Raw genomic sequence first — 24,669 nt, forward strand, 5'->3', positions numbered from 1 at the left:
TTATTTTCAATTAGCCCTATCACTTTTCGCTGCTCGTTCGGCTCCTAGTCATTGAGAACAATTTCCATTCAGGAATCCGCCGAATGTCCCGCACCTTCGATACGTTTTTGCGCCCCAGCCTGTTGACCCTGGCCATTGCCCTCGGCGCACCGCTGGCCAGCACCGCGTTAATAGCCGCCGAACAAAACACCACCTCGCGCAGCTACAACCTGCCCGCCGGGCCGTTGGCCGCCACGCTTAACCAGATCGCCAGCCAGGCCAGCCTGACCCTGGCCATGGACCCGGCATTGCTGGCCGGCAAAACCTCGGCGCCCGTGCAGGGCACGTTCGAACCCACCACGGCGCTGCGTGAAGCGTTGCGCGGCACGGGGTTGCAGTTGGTGCCGGGCAGCGCAGGCAGCTACACCCTGATCGCAATCACGCAGGGCGCCGTAGCCCTGGAAGCCACCACGATTTCCGCTCAGGGCGGGTACGAAAGTGCTTGGGGGCCAGTTACCGGCTACCTGGCGCAGCGCTCAGCGGCGGGCACTAAAACCGATACCGCGCTGGCAGAAGCCCCACGCTCAATCTCGGTCGCCACGCGCAGCCAGATGCAAGATCGCGCGGCGCAAAACCTCGACGATGCCGTGCGTTACATGCCCGGCGTCACCGCCAGCAGCTATGGCAGCGACAGCCGCTCGGAATGGCTGAAAGTGCGCGGCTTTGAACCCACTCAATTCCTCGATGGCCTGCCGCTGCCCAAAGGCTCCTACACCATGCCCAAGCTGGAAACCTGGGACCTGGAGCGCGTCGCCTTGCTGCGCGGTCCGGCTTCATCGGTGTACGGGCAAACCCCCGCAGGCGGCTTGCTGGACATGGTCAGCCGTCGCCCCGAAGACACCGCCAGCCACGAAGTACAACTGCAAATCGGCAGCTACCAGCGCAAGCAAATCAGCTTTGACAGCACGGGACCGATAGACGACGAAGGGCGTTTTCTGTATCGCGTCAGCGGCGTGGTGCGTGACAGCAACACCACCATCGAGCACACCGATGACAAGCGCTACAACATCGCCCCCAGCCTGACGTGGAACATCGACCCGGACACCACGCTGACCTTCCTCAGCCAGTTCAACCGCGATGACACCGGCACCACCAGCCAGTTCTTGCCGATTCAGGGCACGCTGGTGTCGACCCCGGCGGGCAAGGTCAAGCCCCACAAGAACCTGGGTGATCCGGACTGGGAGTTCTACGACAAAACTTACTACGCACTCGGCTACGCCTTTGAACATCGCCTGAACGATGTGTGGCAGTTCCGTCAAAACCTGCGTTACACCAAAAGTGACTTGTCCTTTCAGAGCATCACCGCCGGCGGTTACTTTGGTTCGGTGACCGATGACGGCACCGTCCAGCGCGGGGCCAACATCGTGGACGAAGACATCAGCCAGTTTGCCGTGGACAACAACCTGCAAGCCGACTTCACCACCGGGGCGCTCAAGCACACGCTGCTGATCGGCCTCGATCATCAGCGCGTCAACACCAACTACAAATGGCAATACGGCCCGGCCCCGACCAGTAACATCATCAACCCGATCTACGGGCAAGACTTCAGCCACATCAACTACACCGCCTACAACGATTACAACCAGAAAACCCACGACACCGGCCTGTACCTGCAAGACCAAATGGCGCTGGATAACTGGCGTCTGACCCTGGGCGGGCGTCAAGACTGGCTGCACACCGATACCACCTTCTACAACCAGAACGATGCCCGCGACAAACGCGACGACAGCGCCTTTACCGGCAATGCGGCGCTGAGCTACGTGTTCGACTCGGGGTTCACCCCTTACGTGTCCTATGCCGAGTCGTTCCAGGCCGAACCGGGAGGCTTTGGCGGCAAAGCGTTCAAGCCCGGTACAGGCAAGCAATACGAATTGGGCCTTAAATACCAGCCACCGGGCAGCGAGATGCTGTTCACTGCCGCCGTGTATGACCTGACCCGCAAAAACATCGTGCTCAGCGACACCCTTGGCGTGAGCCGCCCCTTGGGTGAAGCCAACGTGCGTGGCCTGGAACTGGAGGCCGTGGGCAACGTCAACGACAACCTCAAACTGACCGCCGCCTACACCTACGCCAACACCAAAATGACCAAAGTCTCAGACCCGCTGGACAAAAACCGCCCGCTGCCGCTGACACCCGAGCATCAGGCCTCCATCTGGGCTGACTACACCTGGCACAAAGGCGCACTGGAAGGCTTCGGCATTGGTTTCGGGGCGCGTTACATCGGCGAAACCGACAACATCGCCATTGGCAGCAAGGGCTACGTGGCAGACGCCGCTTACGGTCACACAGACGCCTACACCGTGTATGACGCAGCTGTGCATTACGACCTCGGCAAGGTCAGCAAAGCCCTTAAAGGCGCCACCGTGTCGGTCAATGCCAATAACGTTTTCGACAAGCAATACCTGTCAACGTGCGACGGTTTCTACTGCTACTACGGTGACCGCCGCAACATCATGGCCAGTGTTGACTACAAGTGGTAACCCGCTAAACCGGCTTCTGTAGGCGCGAGCTTTTAAAAGATCGCGAGGCAAGCTCGCGCCTACAGGGACAAGGGTGTTTTTACATTTGGGACCTTCATGAAAAGCAAAACCATTCGCCGCTGGTCCTTTATCCACACCTGGACCAGCCTGATCTGCACCGCCTTTTTGCTGATGCTGGCACTCACCGGTTTGCCGTTGATTTTCAGCCATGAAATCGATCACCTGCTGGGCAATGCGCCGCAAGTCCAGGCACTGCCCGAAGGCACGCCACAGCTCGATTTGCAGCAACTGGTGCAGGCCGCCGAGGCGCATCGGCCCGGTGAGGTCATGCAGTATTTCGGCTGGGAAGAAGACGAACCCAACGCCGTCTACGCCATCATGGCCGCCACCGCTGGCACCGAGCCCAACTCGTCCCACACCTTTATGCTCGACACCCGCACCGGCCAGCCCATTGAAGTGCCGTCAGCCAATGGCGGCTTCATGATGGTCATGCTGCGCCTGCACGTAGACATGTTCGCGGGCCTGCCCGGCAAGCTGCTGCTGGCCTTTATGGGCACCCTGTTTGTACTGGCGATCATCTCCGGCACCGTGCTGTACCTGCCGTTTATGCGGCGCAATGAATTTGCCAGCGTGCGCACCGACAAATCCCGCCGCCTGCGCTGGCTCGACCTGCACAACCTGATCGGCGTCGTGACTCTGACCTGGGCCTTGGTGGTGGGCGTGACCGGGGTGATCAGCGCGTGCGCCGACCTGATCATCGACGCCTGGCGCAACGACAGCCTCAGCGCCATGGTTGAACCCTACCGCAATGCCCCGCCCCTCACCCGGCACGCCCCGGCCACTCACCTGCTGGAGATCGCCCACCAGGCCGCACCCGGCATGCAACCGGACTTTATCGCCTTCCCCGGCACGCGCTTCTCCAGCGAACACCACTACGCCGTCTTTATGAAAGGCAGCACCCACCTCACCTCGCACCTGCTGACACCGGTGTTGATCGACGCCAGTACGCTGGACGTCACCGCCGTCGGCGACCGCCCCTGGTACATGAACGCCATGGGCATGTCCCAGCCCCTGCACTTTGGTGACTACGGCGGCATGCCAATGAAAATACTCTGGGCGGCCCTCGATCTGCTGACCATTATTGTGCTCGGCAGCGGCCTGTACTTGTGGTGGGTACGGCGCAAGGCCCGCAAGGAGAGCGCCCGATGAAACCGCGCCAGTCCAACTTCTGGAAAGTCTTTAGCGTGCCACTGGCAATTAGCCTGGTCAGCGCCACAGGCTTGTTCGCGGCCCTGCTGGGCGAAGGCGCATGGGACGCCCTGAGCTGGATCGGCCTGGGCATCCCGGTGTGGATCAGCGTGCGCGGGCTGCTCAAGCGCTGACCGGTGCGCTACCCCAATGGCTTGACGACCAACGGCACACAAACCTAGCCGTTCTGTCAGTACCGCTCATGGTATTAACCCGCTATCTCTAATGGCTTCATAGAGGAAGTGATAAAGGGTTAATACCATGTCTGCAAAAAAGAAAGTGCTGCTGCACCAGTACGCTTATGACCCGCTGGACCGCCATGTAAAAAGTGGTGGTTCGCAGGGTGACGAAACACAGGTGTTTTACAACAACGACCGGGTGGCTACCGAGATTAAAGGTAATACGGCCTATCGCGTGTTTGAAACCGACAACGCGGTGTTAGCGCAACTGACCACCACCCCCCGTGGTGTTGAAACCGCATTGATCGCCCATGACGACAAACGCTCAACCCTGGCCACACTCACGGGCGAACAACACACCTCTGTCGCCTACACCGCAGCCGGTTATAGCCCCGCCGATGAACAACGGGTACTGGGGTTTAATGGTGAACGCGACGACAAAACAACCGGACACTACTTATTGGGTAATGGTTATCGGGCATTCAATCCGGTCTTGATGCGCTTCAATAGCCCGGACAGTTGGAGCCCGTTTGGTGACGGGGGGATTAATGCGTATGCGTATTGCGCAGGCGACCCGGTGAATAGAACCGACCCCACAGGGCACTTTTGGCGGTCGTTGTTTAAAGGCATAGGCAATCAATTTGGACGCAACTATTCAACAACAATTGATAAGGGCATTTTTGTCAAAGTTACCTCAAAAAATGAAACCCTTAAGCTGAAAACAATTCTCGGTGAACGCTAAAAAACACGGGATTTCGGGATAAACAAGGTGATCAAGGAACTTCAAATCACGCACCCGGACCTCAATGCAAAAACGATGAAAAAAATCGCAACAACAATCGACGAATCAATTATTAAACAGCAGCGTGTTCGAGTAGCAGACCGTCAGCTCAGATCAGACCTTAGTGTGTTAAGAACGGGTAACTCGATAGACCCAACAGCGCTGGACGATGCATACAAAAAATTCGTTGACGCGACAGGTAGCTCTTACAACAGACCTTTCAACCAGAAAATCCCCACACCTAGCGACAATGATTACGCCCTAGAATTGGCCTACGACATCAGGACTCACGTAAATGCCATTTTAAATATTCGAAGCGCTCGCTAACCTTTATTAATACCACCACTCACAGTACTCCCGCGCGCGCTCATCACACGTGCGGGAGTATCAACCCCGTTAACACCCAGGCTGATCCGCCGTATAGCGTCGCGCCGGGTTCACCGCCGCGCCGAACTCACGCAGCGCTTTGGCCCCGATCAACAGCGGGTAGTTGAAGTTGCTGCGGTCGGTGAGGTTCACCTCTACGGTGCGTTTGACATTGCCCAGGCACATCTCCAGATCCACCACCGGGCGCTTGGCCACGTTGACTTCATCTTTGTCTTCGTCTTCGTCGGCGCGGTTTTTGATTTTGCTGATGCGTGACACTTTGTGCTCATACACCTTGCTGCCCGCGTCCGGGGTGGCCAGTTGGAAACGCACCCACTCTTCACCGTCACGGGTGAAGGTCTGAATGTTTTTGGCCGACAGCGACGCCGTCAAGGCGCCAGTGTCCATCTTGGCCTTCAGCGTCTCACCGATTTCCGGCAGCTTGATGTACTCATAACGCCCGTACAGGGTCGGTTCGGCGGCCATCACCGGCAACGCCAATACAGACAGCAAGGCTAAAACAGACTTCATGGCGGTCATTTCCTTTTAGGGGTGCGGGTTAGACCCTTTATTTACCATTGGTTCATGTGGGAGCGGGCTTGCTCGCGATTCAGGCAACCCGGTCCGCCTGAAGCAACGTGATGATGCTATCGCGAGCAAGCCCGCTCCCACAGAGGAAAATAGCCTATAGCGCTCGAAACATTTGTTAGCACTCTGATTTGGCGTTCTGCAACGCGCTGCTTATCATGGCGGGTCCTTAAATGTTCAAGAGTTACTTATGCGCCGCCTGCTCACCGGCTGTTTGGTCACATTGCTGTTGCTGTGCAACACCCTCATTCTGTTCGGCCCGCTCATGCTGTTCGCGCTGCTCAAGCTGATTTCACCGGGCCGGCTGCGCGATTACAACTCGTGGGCCGTGATGTGGATCGCCGAAACCTGGTCCGAGATCGACAAACGCATTTTCGCCCTGTGCCTGCCCACCCGCTGGGACATTCGCGGCGCCGACAACCTCAGCCGCACCACCTCGTACCTGGTGATCAGCAACCACCAATCGTGGGTCGATATCCCGGCCTTGATGCAAGGCTTGAACCGCCGCACGCCGTTCTTCAAGTTCTTCCTTAAAAAAGAACTGATCTGGGTGCCGTTTCTGGGTCTGGCCTGGTGGGCGCTCGACTACCCCTTCATGAAGCGCTATTCCAAGGCCTTTTTGGCCAAACACCCTGAGCTAAAGGGCCAGGACCTCAAAATCACCCAAGCCGCCTGCGAGCTGTTCAAGCGCCAGCCGGTAACGGTCGTCAACTACCTGGAAGGCACCCGCTTTACCCCGGCCAAACGCGCCCAGCAACAATCGCCCTACACCTACCTGCTCAAACCCAAGGCGGGTGGCGTGGCCTTTGTACTGGCGGCAATGGGCCCACAGCTGGACGCCGTGCTCGACGTCACCGTGGTGTATCCACAGGCAAAGATTCCGGGTTTTTGGGCGTTGATCAGTGGGCAAGTGCCCAAAGTGATTGTTGATATCCAGACCCGCGAACTGGATCCAGCCCTGTGCCAGGGTGATTACGAGAACGATCCGGTGTTTCGCGAGCAGATCCAGAGCTGGGTCAACCAGCTCTGGATCAAGAAAGACCAGCGCATCAGCACATTGCGCGCTGAGCGCGGCTAATCCTTAGATGCCCCACAGCGTACCCAGGGTGGTCAGCAGCGGGCTGGCAACCCCTTGCTGGCCCAAGTACTGAGTGATCACAGGGGCGAATTCCTGGACCATGCTGCTTTTCATGCCCAGCGCCTGGAACGCGCTGTTCAATTGCGATTGGTTGGTCACGTTGCTGACCGCCACTTTGGCATCATTGCTCACCGGGTTGATCTGGCCCACCAGGGCCTGAAGCTGCGGGTTTTTCGCGCTGAACTGGCTCAGTTGAGTTAGGGCACCGGCGCCGGTGACCTTGTTAATGCCCGGCACTTGCTGGGTCAGAGCTGCGTAATCATTGGCTGTCAGCTGGTTTTTTGCCAGGCTCAACATCGCCCCCACGCCACCCGCCGCTTGCTCTGGCTTGACGCCCATCTGCTGGGCTTTGGTCAGCAGTTGCAAGGCCTGCACCGACTTGTCAGAGCTGGCGCTGTTGCCGCCTTGTACCTGGCCCAAGAGCTGGGTTGCCGCGCCCAGGTCAAACCCTGCTGCAAACACCGGGGTTACCGCTACGCTCATCAATGTTACCAGTGCTACTGCGCTCAACTTTTTCATCGCATCGACCTCTTCAACCAAAAAGCTGCCCGCCAAGGAGCAGCAAAACTAATACTCAGACTCAACACCGCTGCGGATGTTCCCTACAGCCAGCATTCAGCAAACAGGGCGCAATCTTAATTCAAAACAGGAACGACGCGGGCATCGCTCTACAGCGGGCCGGCACTTATCAAGACAGGATGATAAAACCGCCAAAAATCAAGTCGGCACATCAGAAAAAAATGATCGGCCAATGCATGGAACAGCCACGAATTTTGGACTAATCTTTCCACGTGAATGGCACATTGCCATCCCCTGATATATGGGAGAACGGTCATCTTAATCTCCGACGCCGAGTACCTCAAAAAGCTGTTGGCCCAATGTGCATTGGGCAACCGCCGAGCCTTTGAAACGTTGTATCGTAGCGTCGCCCCGCGTCTGCAAAACGTGGCTTTGCAGTGCATCAGCCAGCGTGATCTGGCCGAAGAAGTGGTGCAAGAAAGCTTCGTGCGCATCTGGCAAAACGCCGCGCAATACGACCCCCATTTATCAGCCCCTGTGGCCTGGATGATCGCCATCACCCACGACCAGGCCATCGAGCAATTGCGCATGCACCGTGAGCTGCCCGAGGGCGCCCTGCAACAGCCGCCTTGCCTTGAGCAACTGGATGGCATGCAGCGTCAAACCATTACCACTGCCTATTTTCAGGGCCGCAGCGCCAAAGAGTTAGCCGAGCAATTGGCCGCGCCACTGGGTTCGGTCAAAGTCTGGCTGCGCCGGGGCATGGAACGGCTGCGTGGAGGCCTTGAAGCATGAATTATCAAACCCCCACCCTGCGCCGTGCCCTGGCAGGCGATTACGCCATCGGGTTGATGCCGCCTGCCGCCAGCAAACGCTTTGAACAACTGCTGGTCGATGACGCCGGGTTGCGCGAAGAACTCGCCGCCTGGCAAACCAGCCTCGCCCGCCTGACCGACTCCGTGGGCCAGGACCCGGTGCCCGACCGTGTGTGGCAAGCGATTGTGGCGCGCATTGAACCTCAAGTGGCGGCCAAGCGACCGTTGTTGAGCGGGCTGAACCTTGTCGCTATCGCCTGTGTGGTGGTGGCGGCAGTGGTTGTGCTGGCTGTCTTTTAACCCTCAAAAGATCGCGAGCAAGCTCGCTCCTACAAGGTTTTAGGTTTGCACGGGTTGGAGTCGGGGGCTTATAGTCCGCCGGTCGTCCCAATGGCGGCCGGGTTTGGCGACCCGATCAATGAGTGCGGAACGTCTGTTTTTTTGCAGGATGATCCGTACCCGCAGAGTTGCTCTATGGCAGCTGTGCGCGGGAGATCTTCGGGTCTGCCGGGTGTCTCGTTGCCGGTTCGCCAACCCGCGTGCAGTTGCCACCTATTTGTTTGGCGACAGGTAGGCGGCAGTCTCATTTACTTCAACGAGACTAAGCCATGAATCAATACATCCCGCTGACCGCAATAGACTGCCTCATCCCCAGCTTGCTGATTGACCGCCAAAGCCCGCCTGACGTGCTGCATGCCAATGCGGCGGCGCGCATTCTGGCCGTGACCCAACTGTTCGAAAGCCTCAACCGTTTAGACCTGAGCGCCACCGACGGCGTAGACCTCAAACACATCACCCAGCCTTGCGCCATTTTGCTGCGCGACGGCTGTGACCTGCTCGACGTACTGGGCCAGCGCTTGCAGGTCTAAACCCTCGCTACCTAGCAGTTCTGCTAGCTATACAGCGTGAAACTCCAGGGAGAAGCTCAACCTTCGTCCGCGCTTTTCCCGGGAGTTCAGCATGAGCAAACAGCGCAAAATCGTCGCCAGCACCTACCTGTACGATCCATTGGACCGGCTGGCCGCCAGCAACAGCATTCAACGTTTTTACAACGACACCCGCATCGCCACTGAGATCGAGGGCGAACGTAAAAGCCGGTTTTTTGAGACCGACTCCCACCCCCTCGCGTTGCAGCAGCATGGCAGCCTGCCCGGCACCACCTTATTGGCGACCGATCAGCAAACCTCTGTGCTCAATGGCGTTAGCCCTGAGGGCGCCCTGCACGCGCAGGCTTACTCGCCCTTTGGCCATCACCCCATCGGCACCTCACTCAATGGCGCAGGGTTTAACGGCGAACGACCAGAGCCTGTGACCGGGCATTATTTATTGGGCCAAGGGTATCGGGCGTTTAATCCGGTATTGATGCGCTTTAATAGCCCGGACAGTTGGAGCCCGTTTGGGGAGGGGGGGATTAACGCGTATGCGTATTGTACTGGCGACCCTGTCAATCAGGTCGATCCTTCAGGCCATTACACGTCTGCTCTGCTTAACTTTTTTTCGCGTATCTACATAAGGACCGTGTCAAAATTTAAAGGCAGCGCAGTTAAAAAAGCTAAAAACGTTACACGACTTTCTGAAGGAATTGTCACGTTCGAAGACACCTATCATAAACAAAGAAGACTTAACTTTATTGGCCACGGCGACAACTCCACCCAAAACACCCGGATGTTTTTCAATGATCATCAGGCTATTGATGCCTCATCCCTTCACACCCTTGCGGTAAATAATGGCTATTCAATGGACGATTATTCCAGCCTACGTACAATCATGTGCTTCTCTGGAAACGGCAATGCTAATTCATTCGCAGCACACCTGTCAGCCGAAGCGGGCCGCCCTGTAAAATCGTACATAGGCACTGTCACAGCAGTCGACCCAGATAAAATATTGCCCCCACTAAAAAATGGCCAAACTTCTAAATATGACACCATATTTTCAATTGATAAAAATCGAGGCCTGTCAAAATATCTACCCTCTTTTCTAAACACTGAATATAACCCCGTCACCTATGGCTCTAAAATAAGAAATACGGCTTAGCCATTAATGCATTAACGCCTTACCTCACTAGCATTGCAACAACAGGGCAGCCTGCAACAGCCGCCTTGCCTTGAGCAACTGGATGGCATGCAGCGCCAAAGAATTAGCCGAGCAATTGGTCGCGCCACTGGGTTCGGTCAAAGTCTGGCTGCGCCGGGGCATGGAACGGCTGCGTGGGCCAGGACCCGGTGCCCGACCGTGTGTGGCAAGCGATTGTGGCGCGCATTGAACCTCAAGAGGCGGCCAAGCGACCGTTGTTGAGCGGACTGAGCCTGGTCGCTATCGCCTGTGTGGTGGTGGCAGTGGTTGTGCTGGCTGTCTTTTAACCCTCAAAAGATCGCGAGCAAGCTCGCTCCTACAAGGTTTTAGGTTTGCACGGGTTGGAGTCAGGGGCTTATAGTCCGCCGGTCGTCCCAATGGCGACCGGGTTTGGCGACCTGTAAACCACCATGCGAAAAATCCTGTTTTTTTTTGCAGGCTTTTTTGCACCCGCAAGGCTGTGTTATGGCAGCTGTGCGCGGGAGACCTTCGGGTCTGCCGGGTGGTGTGTTTCCGGTTCGCCAACCTGCGTGCAGCTGCCACCTATTCGTTTGGCGACGAATAGGTGGCAGCGATATTCAACACACCAGAGTGCACTTTATGAACCAATACATCCCGCTGACCGCAATAGACTGCCTGATCCCCAGCTTGCTGATTGACCGCCAAAGCCCGCCTGACGTGCTGCATGCCAATGCGGCGGCGCGCATTCTGGCCGTGACCCAACTGTTCGAAAGCCTCAACCGTTTAGACCTGAGCGCCGCCGACGGCGTAGACCTCAAACACATCACCCAGCCTTGCGCCATTTTGCTGCGCGACGGCTGTGACCTGCTCGACGTACTGGGCCAGCGCTTGCAGGTCTAAACGCTTACGACCTAGCAGTTCTGCTAGCTATACAGCCCATGACTCCAGGGGGAAGCTAACCCTTCGTCCGCGCTTTTCCCGGGAGTTCACCATGAGCAAACAGCGCAAAACCGTCGCCAGCACCTACCTCTACGATCCATTGGACCGGCTGGCAGCCAGCAACAGCATTCAACGTTTTTACAACGACACCCGCATCGCCACTGAGATCGAGGGCGAACGTAAAAGCCGGTTTTTTGAGACCGACTCCCAACCCCTCGCATTGCAGCAGCATGGCAGCTTGCCCGGCACCACCTTATTGGCGACCGATCAGCAAACCTCTGTACTCAATGGCGTTAGCCCTGAGGGTGCCCTGCACGCGCAGGCTTACTCGCCCTTTGGCCATCACCCCATTGGCACCTCACTCAATGGCGCAGGGTTTAACGGCGAACGACCAGAACCGCTGACGGGGCATTATTTATTGGGCCAGGGGTATCGGTCGTTTAATCCGGTATTGATGCGTTTTAACAGCCCTGACAGTTGGAGCCCGTTTTGGGAGGGAGGGATTAATGCGTATGCGTATTGCGATAATGACCCGTTGAACAAGGTTGACCCGACAGGTCATTTCCCCAATATATGGAAGGGTTTAAAAAACATATTTACTTCACGTGTATCTTCTAAAAAAAACTTGTTACAAAAGTGAGTGCTGACGTACTTAAAAAATATACTCCCGCGACTGAGACTATATCGACTACCCACGGACTCCAAGTCGCCAGCGACATTGCCCCGCCACCTTATTCAGCCGGAAATTTTAGAACACGAAACATTACAAGTACAGAATACTTATCTCCACCACCCTACCGAAAAACCGCTCCTGCTTACGACAATACAGGTATAACAATAGCGCCTATAACAACACCGGGCAAAGCCAAAAAAAACCGACCTCCCAGCTACTGGGAAAGCCAGAATATACACCGCCCGAAAAATAGCAACGCAACACCTGTTCAAACAATTGCACATCAATCAAATGATTCATTTGAACCAATACAGAGACTCTCTCCAGACACTATAAGGAGAAACAGAGATTTTCTTCGTAGACATGTAATAAGCGGTAGACGTTGAAGTAAGCTCTGCCCATCGCCCCCCCATTAATGCACCTTTAATAAAATAGCTAAAACTTAGCTTGTTCGAGAAAGCACTTATCTGAACAGGTAAGTGCTTCCTCACAGCAAATTAAGGATCAGCTAAACAACGTATGCGGATCAATCACAAACTTCTTCGGCACGCCCGCATCAAACTCGCCATACCCACGCGGTGCGTCATTGAGGCTGATGACCTCAACACCCACAATGTCGGCAATCTTGATGCGGTCCCACATGATCGCCTGCATCAGTTGGCGGTTGTATTTCATGACCGGGGTTTGCCCGGTGTGGAAGGTGTGGGATTTAGCCCAGCCCAGACCAAAGCGGATGCTCAGGCTGCCCATTTTGGCGGCCGCATCGACAGCGCCCGGGTCTTCGGTGACGTACAAGCCCGGAATGCCGATTTTGCCCGCCACCCGCACCACGCCCATCAGTGAGTTAAGCACCGTGGCCGGGGCTTCGTGCTTGACGCCGTCATGGCCGTGGCCACGGGCTTCAAAGCCCACGGCATCGACCGCGCAGTCGACTTCCGGCTCGCCCAGCAACTCGGCAATTTGCTCATGCAGCGGGGTGTCCTTGGACAGGTCGGCAATCTCAAAGCCCTGCGCCTTGGCATGCGCCAGACGGATCGGGTTGACGTCACCGACAATCACCACCGCCGCGCCCAGCAAGCGCGCTGACGCCGCCGCGGCCAGGCCTACCGGGCCAGCACCGGCAATGTACACCGTGCTGCCGGGGCCAACGCCCGCGGTGACCGCGCCGTGGTAGCCGGTGGGCAGGATGTCGGAGAGGCAGGTCAGGTCGCGGATTTTCTCCATGGCGGCGTCGCGGTTCGGCAGTTTGAGCAGGTTGAAATCGGCATACGGCACCAGCACATATTCCGCCTGGCCGCCCACCCAATCGCCCATGTCCACATAGCCATACGCACCGCCGGGACGGGCCGGGTTGACGGTCAGGCACACGCCGGTGTTTTGCTCTTTGCAACTGCGGCAACGCCCGCACGCCACGTTGAACGGCACCGACACCAGATCGCCGACTTTCAAATGCTCAACGTCACGCCCGGCTTCGATCACCTCGCCGGTGATCTCGTGGCCCAGCACCAGCCCCACTTGCGCCGTGGTGCGACCGCGCACCATATGCTGGTCAGACCCACAAATATTGGTCGACACCACCCGCAGGATCACCCCGTGATGGATCGGCTTGCCTTGAGGGTTTTGCATCTTGGGAAAAGGAATGTTCTGCACTTCAACCTGGCCATTGCCCAGGTACACCACACCGCGATTGTCAGCCATCGTATTCACCCTTGTTGTTGTTGGAGGTGAAGCAGTTTTAACGTGTCGCTTGCAGCTTAGAGCTTGCTGCTGCCGTCAAAGCACCACTGTGCGACATCGGCATAGGCAAATACGTCGTACACGACCTCGTTACCTAACAGATCTGCTAGCTAGGCAAAACGTACCGGCACTTTGATACTGACTCATGCTTCCCATTAGTGAGCCTTCATGAGGTCAGCATGAGCACACGATTCAACCCCAACACCAGCGTCTACCAATACGACCCCTTGGATCGCCTGGCCGACAGCAACGGCCTTCAACGTTTTTACAACAACACCCGCATCGCCACTGAAATTGAAGGCACTCTGCAAAGCCGTTTTTTTGAAACGCACTCACACCCCTTGGCAGTGCAACAACAGGGTGCTGCTCGTGGCACCACCTTGCTGGCAACCGATCAGCATGCCTCGGTGCTCAATGGCGTCAGCCCAGAGGGGCATCAGCAGACGAGGGCTTACTTGCCATTTGGTTATCACGCCATTGGCACCGCGCTCACAGGTTGGGGGTTTAACGGCGAACGACCAGAGCCAATAACAGGGCATTATTTATTGGGCCAAGGTTACCGGGCGTTTAATCCGGTATTAATGCGCTTTAATAGCCCGGACAGTTGGAGCCCCTTTGGAAAAGGAGGCATAAACATGTATGCCTACTGCACTGATCCAATTAACAACTCAGACCCGTCGGGGCATTGGATAAAGCGCTTTCTTCGCAGCATAAACGTCATGGCGCCTCCTGAAATAAAAACAAACCGTTTGATCGCCATTCAAAATAAACAAACCCAACAGTACGCGCCTCTCGTAAGGCATTACAAAACCGATGCCCAAGACGCTGACCTGACGTTTAAACGTCTTAGTGAGCGCACCCTGATCGAACAGCGTGCTCGTTTGAATAGAAACAACAAAGCTATTTCAAGAGAAATGCACAAGGCTCAGCAAGGGTTGATATCAACGGGTAGGGAAACATCAGCGTCCACTCCCAATGACTTGGGTATTAAATTATTCAATGTGTCACCGGTTGGCAGCTTAGGGCCTGATGACAGCCAGGATTTTAGAGCCCTGCTACAGGGCATTAGGCACGTTCAAAGCCTGCACCAAATCAGACACCGCATTATTTCTATTCGATTGGCGAATGAAGGCCGGGGGGTTAATTTACCGGATGCACAACTACCCTACTGGGACCGTTACTTCGGCACAGATCCTAGAAGGGGGTCTTAAACATGAAACCTTGCGTTGCAGCGCTATCAATGGTCTATCACTACGACCCACTGGACAGGCTGTCCAGGGTCGATGGGCGGCGTCGCTTTTATAATCGTCAACGGATCGCCACCGAGCTAGAAGGGCCGGCTCACCGTTGTTTTTTTGAGTCACCGAGTCAACCATTGGCCCAGTTCAAGCGGGGTGATGACACGCCCTCGACACTGCTGCTGACTGACCAGCATTCTTGCGTTCTGTTGAGCCTCAATACCGACGGGCTACAGTCCTATCCCTACTCCGCGTACGGGCATCGGCCCATACCGATGAATCAACAGAGTGTGCTGGGATTTAATGGCGAACGAGTCGACACCATCACCGGGTACTATTTACTGGGCCTGGGGTATCGGGCATTCAATCCGGTATTGATGCGCTTCAACAGCCCGGACAGTTGGAGCCCGTTTGGCAAAGGTGGCACTAATGCGTACGCCTATTGCAAAGGGGACCCGGTCAATCATGTTGATCCTGATGGGCATCTCACACTTAGGCCGTTAAAGATCCACGTCATCACCCTTGATGTGGTTCGAAGAAGGAGGCCGAGGGCGATCAATGAGCCAATTGCGCTGTTTAACCAACGGCCAGTGCCACCCGCGCCGCTAACACCGCATCCAGGCACACCAGGGGTCAATCATGATCCATGGGGGCGAGGATTACCGACACAACCGCTTCCCGTTCCTGCCCCCGAATCAAGCGTTCTGGCCAGTCGCAGCCGTTCGAGATCTGCGTCGCCGCCCGACTTCATTCCACCTGCGCCGCCCGCTCCGAGAAGCCGCCCCCAATCAAGGTCATCGTCGCCGCCTCCCGACTTTATTCCACCTCCCCCGCCCGATTTTGTGCGGACATCACGAGCGCCAAACTCCGCTGCGACTGCCAGCACCACGGTCAGTACTATTCGCAAAACATAGGCTGGAGCTACAACACCACCGTCCTCCCCCCATTCAAAAAAACCCGCCGTTCAATGTGATAGCCCACACCCCGCGCCAGGGTCTGGGCTTCAATGTCGCGGCCTTTGGCGATCAAGTCTTCGGGGTAGTGACTGTGATCAACCACCTCCACGCCCTGGGCGATGATCGGGCCTTCGTCCAGGTCGTTATTGATGTAGTGCGCGGTGGCGCCCACCAGTTTCACGCCTTTCTCGTAGGCCTGGTGATACGGCTTGGCGCCTTTAAAACCGGGGAGCAAGGAGTGGTGAATGTTGATGGCCTTGCCGTCGAGTTTGCGGCAAAGCTCGGGCGACAGCACTTGCATGTAGCGGGCAAGGATCACCAGTTCGGCGCCGGTGTCTTCGATCACTTGCCACACGCGGGCTTCTTGCGCGGGCTTGTCGGTCGGGTTGAGGGCGAAGTGGTGATACGGGATGCCATGCCATTGCGCCAGCGGCTCAAGGTCGGGGTGGTTGGAGACCACGGCCACCACGTCCATCGACAGTTGGCCGATGCGTTGGCGATACAGCAAGTCGTTGAGGCAATGATCAGCCTTGGACACCATGATCAGCACTTTGGGCCGGTAGTGCGGCGGGGTCAGCTCAAAGGTCATGCCAAAGGCCTTGCCCCGCTCAGCGAGCCCTTCGCGAAAGGCGTTCTCGTCAAAACCGTCGGGCTGACGGAATTCAACGCGAATAAAAAATCGCCCCGAACGCTGGTCGTCGAAGGAATGGTGCTCAGTGACGTAGCAGCGGTGTTCAAACAGGTAACGGGTCACAGCGTCGACCGTGCCCAGCAGGCTGGGGCAGTCGGCCGTGAGAATCCAGGTGTCAGGGGCGCGGCTCATGGTGCAATTCCTTGTTATATGAGAGTTAACACCCCCCTGTGGGAGCGGGCTTGCTCGCGATTCAAGCGACGCGGTGTATTTGATTCACCGCGCTGATGCCATCGCGAGCAAGCCCGCTCCCACAGGAGACTTGCAGTGGACATCAGGCCTCAACATTCAGCCCATATTCCGCCGCCGCATCTTGCAGCCACAGCCACCAGTAATCCGAGAAACTGCGGCGGATCAACAGCTCCCAAGTGTCTTCAGCCGTGTGCCGGATCACCAGCTGCGACTTGGCAAACACGGTGCCCACCGCCTTGCCCACCGGGAAGTTGTCGGGGTGCACGTCGTAGCTCGTCGACTTCATCAGCACGTTGCGCACGTTCGGCCCGCTCAGCTCCAGCAGTTGCTGCCCGCCACTGACGTTGACCACCGAAATATGCAGGCCCGCCAACGCGGCGCGCAGGGTTTGTTCCACGGCGTATTCTTGACCGCCGGGGACGATGAGCAGCCATTCATCCGGGCCCATCCATTGCAGCGAGCTGTCGCCCTTGGCCACCAGGCTCAAGGCTACCGGCAACTCCAGGCCCAGCGCCTTGTGCACACCTTCGGCAAAAGCCGGGTCTTTGGCTTCGCCGCGCAGGGTCAGGTGGCCCAGCAGTTTTTTCTCGCGCACGGTCACGCCGGGGTTTTTACGGCCCTTGCCGATCAACTTGGCCAGGTGGGCGTGATGCAGCGATGACTCGGCTTTGGCGCCCGAGTCCGGGCGTTGTTGGTATACGTTTGCGGTCGTCATGAGATCACCCACTCAAATATTCTGCCGGTCGCCTTTCGGGTCGAAGAACACCGAAGACACAATTTCAGCCTCGATCACGCTGCCATCCGCCTGGGGTGAGAACACCCGCTCGCCGAGGCGCTTGAGGCCCCCCTTGACCACGCCCATGGCAAACGAATACCCCAGCGAGTTGTGCGCATAGCTGGAGGTCACATGGCCAACCATGGTCATCGGGATGGTCTGTTTAGGATCGAACACCAGTTGCGCGCCTTCCGGCAGCCATTTATTCGGGTCGACCGGCTTGAGGCCCACCAATTGTTTGCGCTGGTCACGCACACAGTCTTCGCGGTTCATGCCGCGCCAGCCGATCCACGAGAACGGTTTGGTGCGGCCCACACACCAGCCCATGTTGAGGTCGTCCGGGGTCATGGAGCCGTCGGTGTCCTGGCCGACGATGATGAAGCCCTTCTCGGCGCGCAGCACGTGCATGGTCTCGGTGCCGTACGGGGTCAGGTTGTACTGCTTGCCCGCCTCGGCGATTATTTCCAGCACGCCCATGGCGTAGTCAGCCTGGATGTTGACCTCGTACGACAGCTCGCCGGTAAACGAAATACGGAACACCCGCGCCGGCACGCCCGCCACCAGGCCTTCTTTCCAGGTCATGAACGGGAACGCTTCGCGGTCCAGATCAATGTCGGTCACTTCGCTCAGCAGCTTGCGGCTGTTGGGGCCGCTCAAGGTCAGCGTCGCGTAATGGTCAGTGACCGAGGTGAAGTACACCTTGAGCTCCGGCCATTCAGTCTGTTGATATATTTCCAGCCATTGCAGCACGCGGGCCGCACCGCCGGTGGTGGTGGTCATGACGAAATGGTTGTCGGCCAGACACGCCGTCACACCGTCGTCGAAGACCATGCCGTCTTCTTTGCACATCAGCCCGTAACGCGCCTTGCCCACATCCAGCTTGGTCCAGGCGTTGGTGTAAATGCGGTTTAAAAACTCCCGCGCATCGGGGCCTTGAATGTCGATTTTGCCCAGGGTCGAGGCGTCCAGAATACCGACGCTGTCGCGCACCGCCTGGCACTCGCGTTTAACCGCTGCGTGCAGGTCTTCGCCATGACGCGGGAAGTACCACGGGCGTTTCCATTGGCCGACGTCTTCAAACTCGGCGCCCTGTTTCACGTGCCAGGCCTGCAACGCGGTGTAACGCACCGGCTCAAAGATGTGCCCGCAATGACGACCCGCCACCGCGCCGAACGTCACCGGCGTGTAGTTGGGGCGGAACATAGTGGTGCCCATCTGCGGGATGGTCACGTTCAACGAACGCGCAGCAATCGCCAGACCGTTAACGTTGCCCAGCTTGCCCTGGTCAGTACCAAAGCCCAGCGCGGTGTAGCGTTTAACATGCTCGACCGACTCAAAGCCTTCGCGGGTGGCCAGCTCAATCGCGGCCGCCGTCACGTCGTTTTGCAGGTCGACAAATTGTTTGGGGGCCCGCGCCGTGGCTTTTTCGTGGGGCACCTGAAACAGCGCCACGGTGGCTTCCTGCACTTGGTTCAAGGCTTTGGGCAACACGCCCTCGACCGCTTTAAACCCGGCTTCGCTGGCTGCGCGCACGCCGCCTTCAAAACCATCGGCCAGGCTGTCACCCAACCCGTACACGCCATTGATGCCGCCGACGCACACGCGCTTTTGCGGCGCTTCGCCCGGTACAAAACCCAGAATGTCTTCGCGCCAGATCGGCTTGCCGCCCAAGTGCGAGGCCAGGTGCACCACCGGGCTGTAACCGCCCGAGGTCGCCACCAGGTCACACACCAGCCATTCGCCGGGGCTGGTAACGCTGTGGGTTTTAAGGTCAATGGCCGCCACGCGGGCGCCGGTCACGCGCTTGCTGCCACGGGCTTCGATCACCGCACTGCCGGTCAAAATCCGAATGCCTTTGGCCCGCGCCTCTTCAACCAGCGCGCCTCGCGGGTTGCTCCGTGCATCGGCCACCGCCACCACCTGTTGGCCGGCATCAAGCCAGTCCAGCGCGACGCGGTAGGCGTAATCGTTGTTGGTGCTGAGCAGCAGTTTTTTACCCGGCGCCACGCCGTAGCGGCGCACGTAGGTCGACACCGCGCCGGCCAGCATGTTGCCCGGCACGTCGTTATTGCCGTACACCAGCGGGCGTTCACAGGCGCCCGTGGCCAGCACCACGCGCTTGGCCCGGACCCGGTGCAGGCGTTGGCGCACTTGGCCAATCGGCGCACGGTCACCCAGGTGGTCAGTGAGGCGCTCGTGAATGGTCAGAAAGTTGTGGTCGTGATAACCGTTGACCGTCGCCCGCGGCAGCAACAGCACGCCCGGCAGGCTCTTGAGTTCAGCGATCACCTTCGCCACCCACTCCATGGCCGGTTTGCCGTCCAGGCTTTCGCGGCTGTCCAGCAGGCTGCCGCCAAACTCTTCCTGCTCATCGGCGACAATCACCCGTGCACCGCTACGCGCAGCCGCCAGGGCAGCAGCTAATCCGGCAGGCCCGGCGCCGACAATCAGCACGTCGCAATGGTGGTTCATGTTGTCGTAGGTATCGGGGTCATTCTGCGTAGGCGAACGGCCCAAGCCTGCCGCCTTGCGGATGTACTTCTCGTAAGTCATCCAGAACGACTGCGGGTACATAAAGGTTTTGTAGTAAAAACCCGGCGGCATCAGCTTGCCGCCGACCTTGCCCAAAATGCCCATCATGTCGGTGTTGACGTTGGGCCAGCCGTTGGTGCTGGTGGCCACCAACCCTTGATACAGCGCCTGTTGCGTGGCGCGCACGTTGGGGATTTGCGTGGCTTCGGTGGCGCCGATTTGCAGCACTGCGTTGGGCTCTTCGGCACCAGCGGCATAAATGCCCCGAGGCCGGGAGTACTTGAAACTGCGACCGATGATGTCGACACCATTGGCCAGCAACGCGGCCGCCAGGCTGTCGCCTTCATAGCCTTTGTACTGTTGGCCGTTGAAGGTAAAGGTCAGCACTTTGCTGCGATCAACACGGCCGCCGTTAGGCAAGCGATGGGTCTGGCTCATACCTTTTCTCCCAGCTCGCGGGTGGCTGCAGGCGCAACCGGCGCGGCCTGTTCGGTGAACTGCGGTTTGCTACCAATCAGGTAGGTTTCCAAAATTTCGTAGGTCACGGTGTTGCGCGTGGCGTTAAAGAACTGGCGGCAACCGGCGACGTGGTTCCACAGTTCGTGGTGCAGGCCGCGTGGGTTATCGCGAAAGAACATGTAGTCGCCCCACTCTTTGTCGGTGCAGGCGTTAGGGTCGAGCGGGCGCGGAATATGCGCCTGGCCGCTGGCGTGAAACTCTTCTTCGGAGCGCAACTCGCCACAATGAGGACAGAAGATATGCAACATGGGTGTTTCTCCTGTTAGTGGGCGACAGCGGCTGCGCCGTGCTCATCGATTAGGGCGCCGTTGTAAAAACGGTCAATGGAAAACGGCGCCGCCAGCGGGTGCATTTCGCCTTTGGCCAAACTGGCGGCAAACACGTTGCCCGAGCCCGGCGTGGCTTTAAAACCGCCCGTGCCCCAGCCGCAGTTGAAGAACAGATTCGGGACCGGGGTTTTCGAGATGATCGGGCAGGCGTCCGGTGTGGTGTCGACGATGCCGCCCCATTGGCGGTTCATGCGCACGCGCGACAGCACCGGGAACATCTCCACAATCGCTTGAATAGTGTGTTCGATCACCGGGTACGAGCCGCGCTGGCCGTAGCCGACCCATCCGTCGATACCGGCACCGATCACCAGGTCGCCCTTGTCGGACTGGCTGATGTAGCCGTGTACGGCGTTGGACATAATCACGCTGTCGATAATCGGCTTGATCGGCTCCGACACCAGCGCTTGCAGCGGGTGCGATTCGATCGGCAGACGGAACCCGGCCTGGCGCGCCATGTGCCCGGAGTTACCGGCCGTGACCACGCCCACGCGCTTGGCGCCGATAAAGCCCTTGCTGGTTTCAACACCGATGCACACGCCGTTCTCTTTGCGAAAGCCGAGCACTTCGGTCTGCTGGATCAAGTCCACGCCCAGGGCGTCGGCGGCCCGGGCAAAACCCCAGGCCACAGCGTCATGCCGGGCCACGCCGCCGCGCCGTTGCACGGTGGCGCCGATGATCGGGTAGCGGGTGTTTTTTGAGCAATCGAGGTACGGAATCTCGTCCGCCACTTGCTTGCCGTTAAGCAGTTCGCCGTCCACGCCATTGAGGCGGTTGGCGCTGACCCGGCGTTCCGAGTCGCGCATGTCTTGCAGGGTGTGGCACAGGTTGTAAACGCCGCGCTGCGAGAACATGACGTTGTAGTTGAGGTCCTGGGACAAGCCTTCCCACAACTTCATGGCGTGTTCGTACAGGTGCGCCGACTCGTCCCACAAATAGTTGGAACGCACGATGGTGGTGTTGCGCGCCGTGTTGCCGCCGCCCAACCAGCCTTTTTCGACCACGGCCACGTTGGTGATGCCGTGCTCTTTGGCCAGGTAATACGCGGTGGCCAGACCATGCCCGCCGCCGCCGACGATGACCACGTCATAGACCTTTTTGGGGGTCGGCGTGCGCCACATTTTTTGCCAGTTTTCGTGGTGGCTGAACGAGTGCTTAAGAAGGCCGAAACCTGAGTACCGTTGCATAGGGCTTACTCCAAAAACGCGCTCAGCGATAAACCGGGAAGTCTTTGCACAGCGACGTCACCTGACGCGCCACATCGGCCTCGATATCGGGGTCACCGAGGTGATCGAGGATGTCGCAAATCCAGCCCGCCAACTCCGTGCACTGCGCCACCTTGAAACCACGGGACGTCACCGCCGGGGTGCCGATGCGCAGGCCCGAGGTCACGAACGGCGATTGCGGGTCGTTCGGCACGGCGTTTTTGTTGACGGTGATGTGCGCACGGCCCAAGGCGGCGTCGGCGTCTTTGCCGGTCAGGCCCTGACGGATCAGGCTGACCAAAAACAGGTGGTTGTCGGTGCCGCCTGAGACCACGTCGTAGCCGCGTTTGATAAACACCTCGGCCATGGCCTGGGCGTTGTCGATCACCTGTTGCTGATAGGTTTTGAAGCCCGGCTCCAGTGCTTCTTTAAAGCACACGGCCTTGGCGGCAATCACATGCATCAACGGGCCGCCTTGACCGCCGGGGAACACCGCCGAGTTGAATTTCTTTTCCAGCGCTTCGTTGCTCTTGGCCAAAATCAGCCCGCCACGTGGCCCGCGCAGGGTTTTGTGGGTGGTGGTGGTTACCACATCGGCGTACGGCAGCGGGTTCGGGTACAAGCCCGCTGCAACCAGCCCGGCCACGTGGGCCATGTCGACAAAAAAGTACGCACCGACCTTGTCAGCGATTTCGCGAAAGCGTGCGAAATCTAGCGTTTTGGAGTAGGCCGAGAACCCTGCAATGATCATCTTTGGCTGATGTTCGACCGCTAAACGTTCCACTTCGTCGTAGTCAATCAGCCCGGTGGCCGTGTCGATGCCGTACTGCACGGCGTTGTACAACTTGCCCGAAAAGCTCACGCTGGCGCCGTGGGTCAAATGGCCGCCATGGGCCAGGCTCATGCCCAGCACGGTGTCACCGGCATTGAGCAACGCCAGGTACACCGCAGCGTTAGCCTGGCTGCCCGAGTGCGGCTGCACGTTGGCGTAATCGGCGCCGAACAGTTGCTTGGCGCGGTCGATGGCCAACTGCTCGACTTTATCCACATGTTCGCAACCGCCGTAATAGCGCTTGCCGGGGTAGCCTTCGGCGTACTTGTTGGTCAGGCCGCTGCCCTGCGCTTGCATGACCCGCTGGCTGGTGTAGTTCTCGGAGGCAATCAGCTCGATGTGATCTTCCTGACGCTGCTCCTCAGCGTTGATCGCCGCCATCAAGGCATCGTCGTAACCCTGAATCTGATCCTGTTTGCTGAACATTGCGTTCTCCCAGCGCCAGCGCGCCATTCGTCTCGGTGAGGCTTATGCCCTTTGAGCCAGATGGTAGAGCCGGTACAGGCCGATCAAATGCCTGCGCGCGCCACGCAATGGCGCGTTTACGACATCACGCAAACGCAGAGTCTGCAGGAGCGAGCTTGCCTCGCGATCTTTTGATCGTTTAAAAGCTCGCGAGGCAAGCTCGCTCCTACAGGATGTGTGTGTGTCTGTGCACCCGCCGCGTTCTTGGATAAAGTGCAGCACACCCTTCGACACGGAACCGGGAAATGACTGATAAGAGCCAACAATTCGCCAGCGACAACTACTCCGGTATCTGCCCCGAAGTCTGGTCTGCCATGGAAAAAGCCAACCACGGCCATCAACGTTCTTACGGCGATGACGAGTGGACCCTGCGTGCGGCCAACGACTTCCGCACCTTGTTTGAAACCGACTGCGAAGTGTTCTTCGCCTTCAACGGCACGGCGGCCAACTCGCTGGCGTTGTCGTCGTTGTGCCAGAGCTTCCACAGCGTGATCTGCTCCGAAACCGCCCACGTCGAGACCGACGAATGCGGCGCCCCGGAGTTTTTTTCCAACGGCTCCAAACTGCTGCTGGCCCGCACAGAAAACGGCAAGATCACCCCGGAGTCGATCCGCGAGATCGCCCTCAAGCGCAAAGACATTCACTACCCAAAACCGCGCGTGGTGACCATCACCCAGGCCACTGAAGTGGGCACGGTGTACACCCCTGAAGAAATCCGCGCCATCAGCGCCACCTGTAAAGAGCTGGGCCTGCTGCTGCACATGGACGGCGCGCGCTTCTCCAACGCCTGTGCATTTTTGGGCTGCTCGCCGGCCGACCTGAGCTGGAAAGCCGGGGTAGACGTGCTGTGCTTTGGCGGTACGAAAAACGGCATGGCGGTGGGCGAAGCGATTTTGTTCTTCAACCACGACCTGGCGGTGGACTTTGACTACCGCTGCAAACAGGCCGGGCAACTGGCGTCGAAAATGCGCTTTTTGTCAGCACCGTGGGTGGGCTTGCTGGAAAACCAGGCCTGGCTCAAACACTCCCGCCACGCTAACCATTGCGCGCAATTGCTCAGCCAACTGGTCAGCGATATTCCAGGCGTTGAACTGATGTTCCCGGTGCAGGCCAACGGCGTGTTTTTGCAACTGTCGGAGCCAGCGGTGGCCGCATTGACCGCCAAGGGCTGGCGCTTCTACACCTTCATTGGCAAAGGCGGCGCCCGCTTCATGTGCTCGTGGGACACCGAAGAAGCACGGGTGCGGGAATTGGCGGCGGATATTCGAGAAGTAATGTTGGCTAACTAAACATCACGCGACGTCCTGTTTTAAACCACTAAGGGAGCTACTTATGCTCCCTTTTTTTTCTGTCAATTATTTCAATTAATCTAACTTGCAACCATAAAACCTACATCTTCAAC

General features: G+C 58.0%; 24 protein-coding genes and 1 pseudogene. 16 read left to right on the forward strand and 9 right to left on the reverse strand.

The window, feature by feature from the left end; genetic code table 11:
* The first annotated feature begins 83 nt into the window (after window positions 1–83).
* From GHO25_RS17675 to GHO25_RS17690, 5 genes are all read left to right on the forward strand, one after another.
* Window positions 84–2,519 carry a TonB-dependent siderophore receptor gene (locus tag GHO25_RS17675; protein ID WP_153391519.1) on the forward strand — a complete coding sequence of 812 codons (2,436 nt, stop codon included), beginning with the start codon at window positions 84–86 and terminating at the stop codon, window positions 2,517–2,519.
* Between the two features lie 96 nt (window positions 2,520–2,615).
* Entirely contained in the window at window positions 2,616–3,728 is a 1,113-nt protein-coding gene (locus GHO25_RS17680; protein ID WP_153391521.1) for a PepSY domain-containing protein, read from the forward strand.
* On the forward strand, window positions 3,725–3,901 hold the full coding sequence (locus GHO25_RS26155) for a hypothetical protein (protein ID WP_178110133.1): 177 nt from the start codon (window positions 3,725–3,727) through the stop codon (window positions 3,899–3,901). Before GHO25_RS17680 ends, GHO25_RS26155 begins: the two co-directional genes overlap by 4 nt.
* A gap of 127 nt (window positions 3,902–4,028) precedes the next feature.
* Window positions 4,029–4,688, forward strand: coding sequence for an RHS repeat-associated core domain-containing protein (locus GHO25_RS17685; protein ID WP_153391524.1), 660 nt, complete (start codon window positions 4,029–4,031; stop codon window positions 4,686–4,688).
* A gap of 27 nt (window positions 4,689–4,715) precedes the next feature.
* Window positions 4,716–5,054 (forward strand): hypothetical protein, encoded by a 339-nt coding sequence (locus tag GHO25_RS17690; protein ID WP_153391526.1) that lies wholly within the window; start codon window positions 4,716–4,718, stop codon window positions 5,052–5,054.
* Between the two features lie 69 nt (window positions 5,055–5,123).
* Here the strand turns inward: GHO25_RS17690 and GHO25_RS17695 are convergent, their stop codons facing one another.
* Window positions 5,124–5,624 carry an ATP-dependent zinc protease gene (locus GHO25_RS17695; RefSeq protein ID WP_048372311.1) on the reverse strand — a complete coding sequence of 167 codons (501 nt, stop codon included), beginning with the start codon at window positions 5,622–5,624 and terminating at the stop codon, window positions 5,124–5,126.
* A 247-nt stretch (window positions 5,625–5,871) separates the two neighbouring features.
* Here GHO25_RS17695 and GHO25_RS17700 point away from each other — a divergent pair, with 247 nt between their 5' ends.
* On the forward strand, window positions 5,872–6,759 hold the full coding sequence (locus GHO25_RS17700; RefSeq protein WP_048372313.1) for an acyltransferase: 888 nt from the start codon (window positions 5,872–5,874) through the stop codon (window positions 6,757–6,759).
* Window positions 6,760–6,762: 3 nt separating this feature from the next.
* Here the strand turns inward: GHO25_RS17700 and GHO25_RS17705 are convergent, their stop codons facing one another.
* Window positions 6,763–7,338 carry a DUF2780 domain-containing protein gene (locus GHO25_RS17705; RefSeq protein ID WP_153391528.1) on the reverse strand — a complete coding sequence of 192 codons (576 nt, stop codon included), beginning with the start codon at window positions 7,336–7,338 and terminating at the stop codon, window positions 6,763–6,765.
* Window positions 7,339–7,614: 276 nt separating this feature from the next.
* Here GHO25_RS17705 and GHO25_RS17710 point away from each other — a divergent pair, with 276 nt between their 5' ends.
* The 7 genes and pseudogenes from GHO25_RS17710 (at window position 7,615) to GHO25_RS17745 (ending at window position 11,766) form a co-directional block, all read left to right on the forward strand.
* Window positions 7,615–8,133: a sigma factor gene (locus GHO25_RS17710; protein WP_153391530.1), complete on the forward strand. Its 519-nt coding sequence runs from the start codon at window positions 7,615–7,617 to the stop codon at window positions 8,131–8,133.
* Window positions 8,130–8,438: pseudogene (locus GHO25_RS17715) on the forward strand (anti-sigma factor); the annotation flags it as partial. The gene GHO25_RS17710 and the pseudogene GHO25_RS17715, both read left to right, overlap by 4 nt.
* A gap of 323 nt (window positions 8,439–8,761) precedes the next feature.
* Complete coding sequence (locus GHO25_RS17720; RefSeq protein ID WP_153391532.1) at window positions 8,762–9,022, forward strand: short-chain dehydrogenase; 261 nt, start codon at window positions 8,762–8,764, stop codon at window positions 9,020–9,022.
* 91 nt (window positions 9,023–9,113) lie between these two features.
* Window positions 9,114–10,187 (forward strand): RHS repeat-associated core domain-containing protein, encoded by a 1,074-nt coding sequence (locus GHO25_RS17725; protein WP_082148776.1) that lies wholly within the window; start codon window positions 9,114–9,116, stop codon window positions 10,185–10,187.
* Between the two features lie 173 nt (window positions 10,188–10,360).
* A complete protein-coding gene (locus GHO25_RS17735) occupies window positions 10,361–10,513 on the forward strand; it encodes a hypothetical protein (RefSeq protein WP_153391536.1) in 153 nt (50 codons plus the stop codon).
* A gap of 313 nt (window positions 10,514–10,826) precedes the next feature.
* Window positions 10,827–11,087: a hypothetical protein gene (locus tag GHO25_RS17740; protein ID WP_019409796.1), complete on the forward strand. Its 261-nt coding sequence runs from the start codon at window positions 10,827–10,829 to the stop codon at window positions 11,085–11,087.
* Window positions 11,088–11,178: 91 nt separating this feature from the next.
* On the forward strand, window positions 11,179–11,766 hold the full coding sequence (locus GHO25_RS17745; protein ID WP_153391538.1) for an RHS repeat-associated core domain-containing protein: 588 nt from the start codon (window positions 11,179–11,181) through the stop codon (window positions 11,764–11,766).
* A 537-nt stretch (window positions 11,767–12,303) separates the two neighbouring features.
* Here the strand turns inward: GHO25_RS17745 and fdhA are convergent.
* Window positions 12,304–13,497, reverse strand: a complete 1,194-nt coding sequence (fdhA, locus tag GHO25_RS17750; RefSeq protein ID WP_048372319.1) for a formaldehyde dehydrogenase, glutathione-independent — start codon at window positions 13,495–13,497, stop codon at window positions 12,304–12,306.
* A 218-nt stretch (window positions 13,498–13,715) separates the two neighbouring features.
* Between fdhA and GHO25_RS17755 the strand changes: the two genes are divergently transcribed.
* Window positions 13,716–14,747 (forward strand): RHS repeat-associated core domain-containing protein, encoded by a 1,032-nt coding sequence (locus tag GHO25_RS17755; protein WP_082148778.1) that lies wholly within the window; start codon window positions 13,716–13,718, stop codon window positions 14,745–14,747.
* 29 nt (window positions 14,748–14,776) lie between these two features.
* Entirely contained in the window at window positions 14,777–15,688 is a 912-nt protein-coding gene (locus tag GHO25_RS26950) for an RHS repeat-associated core domain-containing protein (RefSeq protein ID WP_372240945.1), read from the forward strand.
* Between the two features lie 7 nt (window positions 15,689–15,695).
* On the opposite strand, the gene purU is transcribed toward GHO25_RS26950, so the two are convergent.
* The 6 genes from purU to glyA all read right to left on the reverse strand — a co-directional run bounded on the left by purU (window position 15,696) and on the right by glyA (window position 23,228).
* Window positions 15,696–16,553 carry a formyltetrahydrofolate deformylase gene (gene purU, locus GHO25_RS17765; RefSeq protein WP_153391542.1) on the reverse strand — a complete coding sequence of 286 codons (858 nt, stop codon included), beginning with the start codon at window positions 16,551–16,553 and terminating at the stop codon, window positions 15,696–15,698.
* Window positions 16,554–16,695: 142 nt separating this feature from the next.
* Window positions 16,696–17,328: a sarcosine oxidase subunit gamma gene (locus GHO25_RS17770; protein WP_153391544.1), complete on the reverse strand. Its 633-nt coding sequence runs from the start codon at window positions 17,326–17,328 to the stop codon at window positions 16,696–16,698.
* A gap of 12 nt (window positions 17,329–17,340) precedes the next feature.
* On the reverse strand, window positions 17,341–20,358 hold the full coding sequence (locus tag GHO25_RS17775; RefSeq protein WP_153391546.1) for a sarcosine oxidase subunit alpha: 3,018 nt from the start codon (window positions 20,356–20,358) through the stop codon (window positions 17,341–17,343).
* Window positions 20,355–20,687, reverse strand: coding sequence for a sarcosine oxidase subunit delta (locus tag GHO25_RS17780; RefSeq protein ID WP_048372327.1), 333 nt, complete (start codon window positions 20,685–20,687; stop codon window positions 20,355–20,357). Before GHO25_RS17780 ends, GHO25_RS17775 begins: the two co-directional genes overlap by 4 nt.
* Before the next feature lie 14 nt (window positions 20,688–20,701).
* Window positions 20,702–21,952 carry a sarcosine oxidase subunit beta family protein gene (locus GHO25_RS17785; protein WP_048372329.1) on the reverse strand — a complete coding sequence of 417 codons (1,251 nt, stop codon included), beginning with the start codon at window positions 21,950–21,952 and terminating at the stop codon, window positions 20,702–20,704.
* A 22-nt stretch (window positions 21,953–21,974) separates the two neighbouring features.
* Window positions 21,975–23,228 carry a serine hydroxymethyltransferase gene (glyA, locus tag GHO25_RS17790; protein WP_048372332.1) on the reverse strand — a complete coding sequence of 418 codons (1,254 nt, stop codon included), beginning with the start codon at window positions 23,226–23,228 and terminating at the stop codon, window positions 21,975–21,977.
* 284 nt (window positions 23,229–23,512) lie between these two features.
* Between glyA and GHO25_RS17795 the strand changes: the two genes are divergently transcribed.
* Entirely contained in the window at window positions 23,513–24,556 is a 1,044-nt protein-coding gene (locus GHO25_RS17795; RefSeq protein ID WP_153391548.1) for a low specificity L-threonine aldolase, read from the forward strand.
* Window positions 24,557–24,669 lie beyond the last annotated feature (113 nt).

It is taken from the genome of Pseudomonas sp. FSL R10-1350 (assembly GCF_009600525.1).
Lineage (GTDB): Bacteria > Pseudomonadota > Gammaproteobacteria > Pseudomonadales > Pseudomonadaceae > Aquipseudomonas > Aquipseudomonas helleri.

Bases quoted from the DNA above. Each gene is read 5' to 3' on its own strand.
- GHO25_RS17740 (WP_019409796.1), top strand. From the start codon at position 10,827: ATGAACCAATACATCCCGCTGACCGCAATAGACTGCCTGATCCCCAGC.
- GHO25_RS17785 (WP_048372329.1), bottom strand. From the start codon at position 21,952: ATGCAACGGTACTCAGGTTTCGGCCTTCTTAAGCACTCGTTCAGCCAC.
- GHO25_RS17695 (WP_048372311.1), bottom strand. From the start codon at position 5,624: ATGAAGTCTGTTTTAGCCTTGCTGTCTGTATTGGCGTTGCCGGTGATG.
- GHO25_RS26155 (WP_178110133.1), top strand. From the start codon at position 3,725: ATGAAACCGCGCCAGTCCAACTTCTGGAAAGTCTTTAGCGTGCCACTG.
- GHO25_RS17725 (WP_082148776.1), top strand. From the start codon at position 9,114: ATGAGCAAACAGCGCAAAATCGTCGCCAGCACCTACCTGTACGATCCA.
- glyA (WP_048372332.1), bottom strand. From the start codon at position 23,228: ATGTTCAGCAAACAGGATCAGATTCAGGGTTACGACGATGCCTTGATG.
- GHO25_RS17700 (WP_048372313.1), top strand. From the start codon at position 5,872: ATGCGCCGCCTGCTCACCGGCTGTTTGGTCACATTGCTGTTGCTGTGC.
- GHO25_RS17755 (WP_082148778.1), top strand. From the start codon at position 13,716: ATGAGCACACGATTCAACCCCAACACCAGCGTCTACCAATACGACCCC.
- GHO25_RS17745 (WP_153391538.1), top strand. From the start codon at position 11,179: ATGAGCAAACAGCGCAAAACCGTCGCCAGCACCTACCTCTACGATCCA.
- purU (WP_153391542.1), bottom strand. From the start codon at position 16,553: ATGAGCCGCGCCCCTGACACCTGGATTCTCACGGCCGACTGCCCCAGC.
- GHO25_RS17720 (WP_153391532.1), top strand. From the start codon at position 8,762: ATGAATCAATACATCCCGCTGACCGCAATAGACTGCCTCATCCCCAGC.
- GHO25_RS26950 (WP_372240945.1), top strand. From the start codon at position 14,777: ATGGTCTATCACTACGACCCACTGGACAGGCTGTCCAGGGTCGATGGG.
- GHO25_RS17675 (WP_153391519.1), top strand. From the start codon at position 84: ATGTCCCGCACCTTCGATACGTTTTTGCGCCCCAGCCTGTTGACCCTG.
- GHO25_RS17685 (WP_153391524.1), top strand. From the start codon at position 4,029: ATGTCTGCAAAAAAGAAAGTGCTGCTGCACCAGTACGCTTATGACCCG.
- fdhA (WP_048372319.1), bottom strand. From the start codon at position 13,497: ATGGCTGACAATCGCGGTGTGGTGTACCTGGGCAATGGCCAGGTTGAA.
- GHO25_RS17705 (WP_153391528.1), bottom strand. From the start codon at position 7,338: ATGAAAAAGTTGAGCGCAGTAGCACTGGTAACATTGATGAGCGTAGCG.
- GHO25_RS17770 (WP_153391544.1), bottom strand. From the start codon at position 17,328: ATGACGACCGCAAACGTATACCAACAACGCCCGGACTCGGGCGCCAAA.
- GHO25_RS17775 (WP_153391546.1), bottom strand. From the start codon at position 20,358: ATGAGCCAGACCCATCGCTTGCCTAACGGCGGCCGTGTTGATCGCAGC.
- GHO25_RS17780 (WP_048372327.1), bottom strand. From the start codon at position 20,687: ATGTTGCATATCTTCTGTCCTCATTGTGGCGAGTTGCGCTCCGAAGAA.
- GHO25_RS17795 (WP_153391548.1), top strand. From the start codon at position 23,513: ATGACTGATAAGAGCCAACAATTCGCCAGCGACAACTACTCCGGTATC.
- GHO25_RS17680 (WP_153391521.1), top strand. From the start codon at position 2,616: ATGAAAAGCAAAACCATTCGCCGCTGGTCCTTTATCCACACCTGGACC.
- GHO25_RS17710 (WP_153391530.1), top strand. From the start codon at position 7,615: ATGGCACATTGCCATCCCCTGATATATGGGAGAACGGTCATCTTAATC.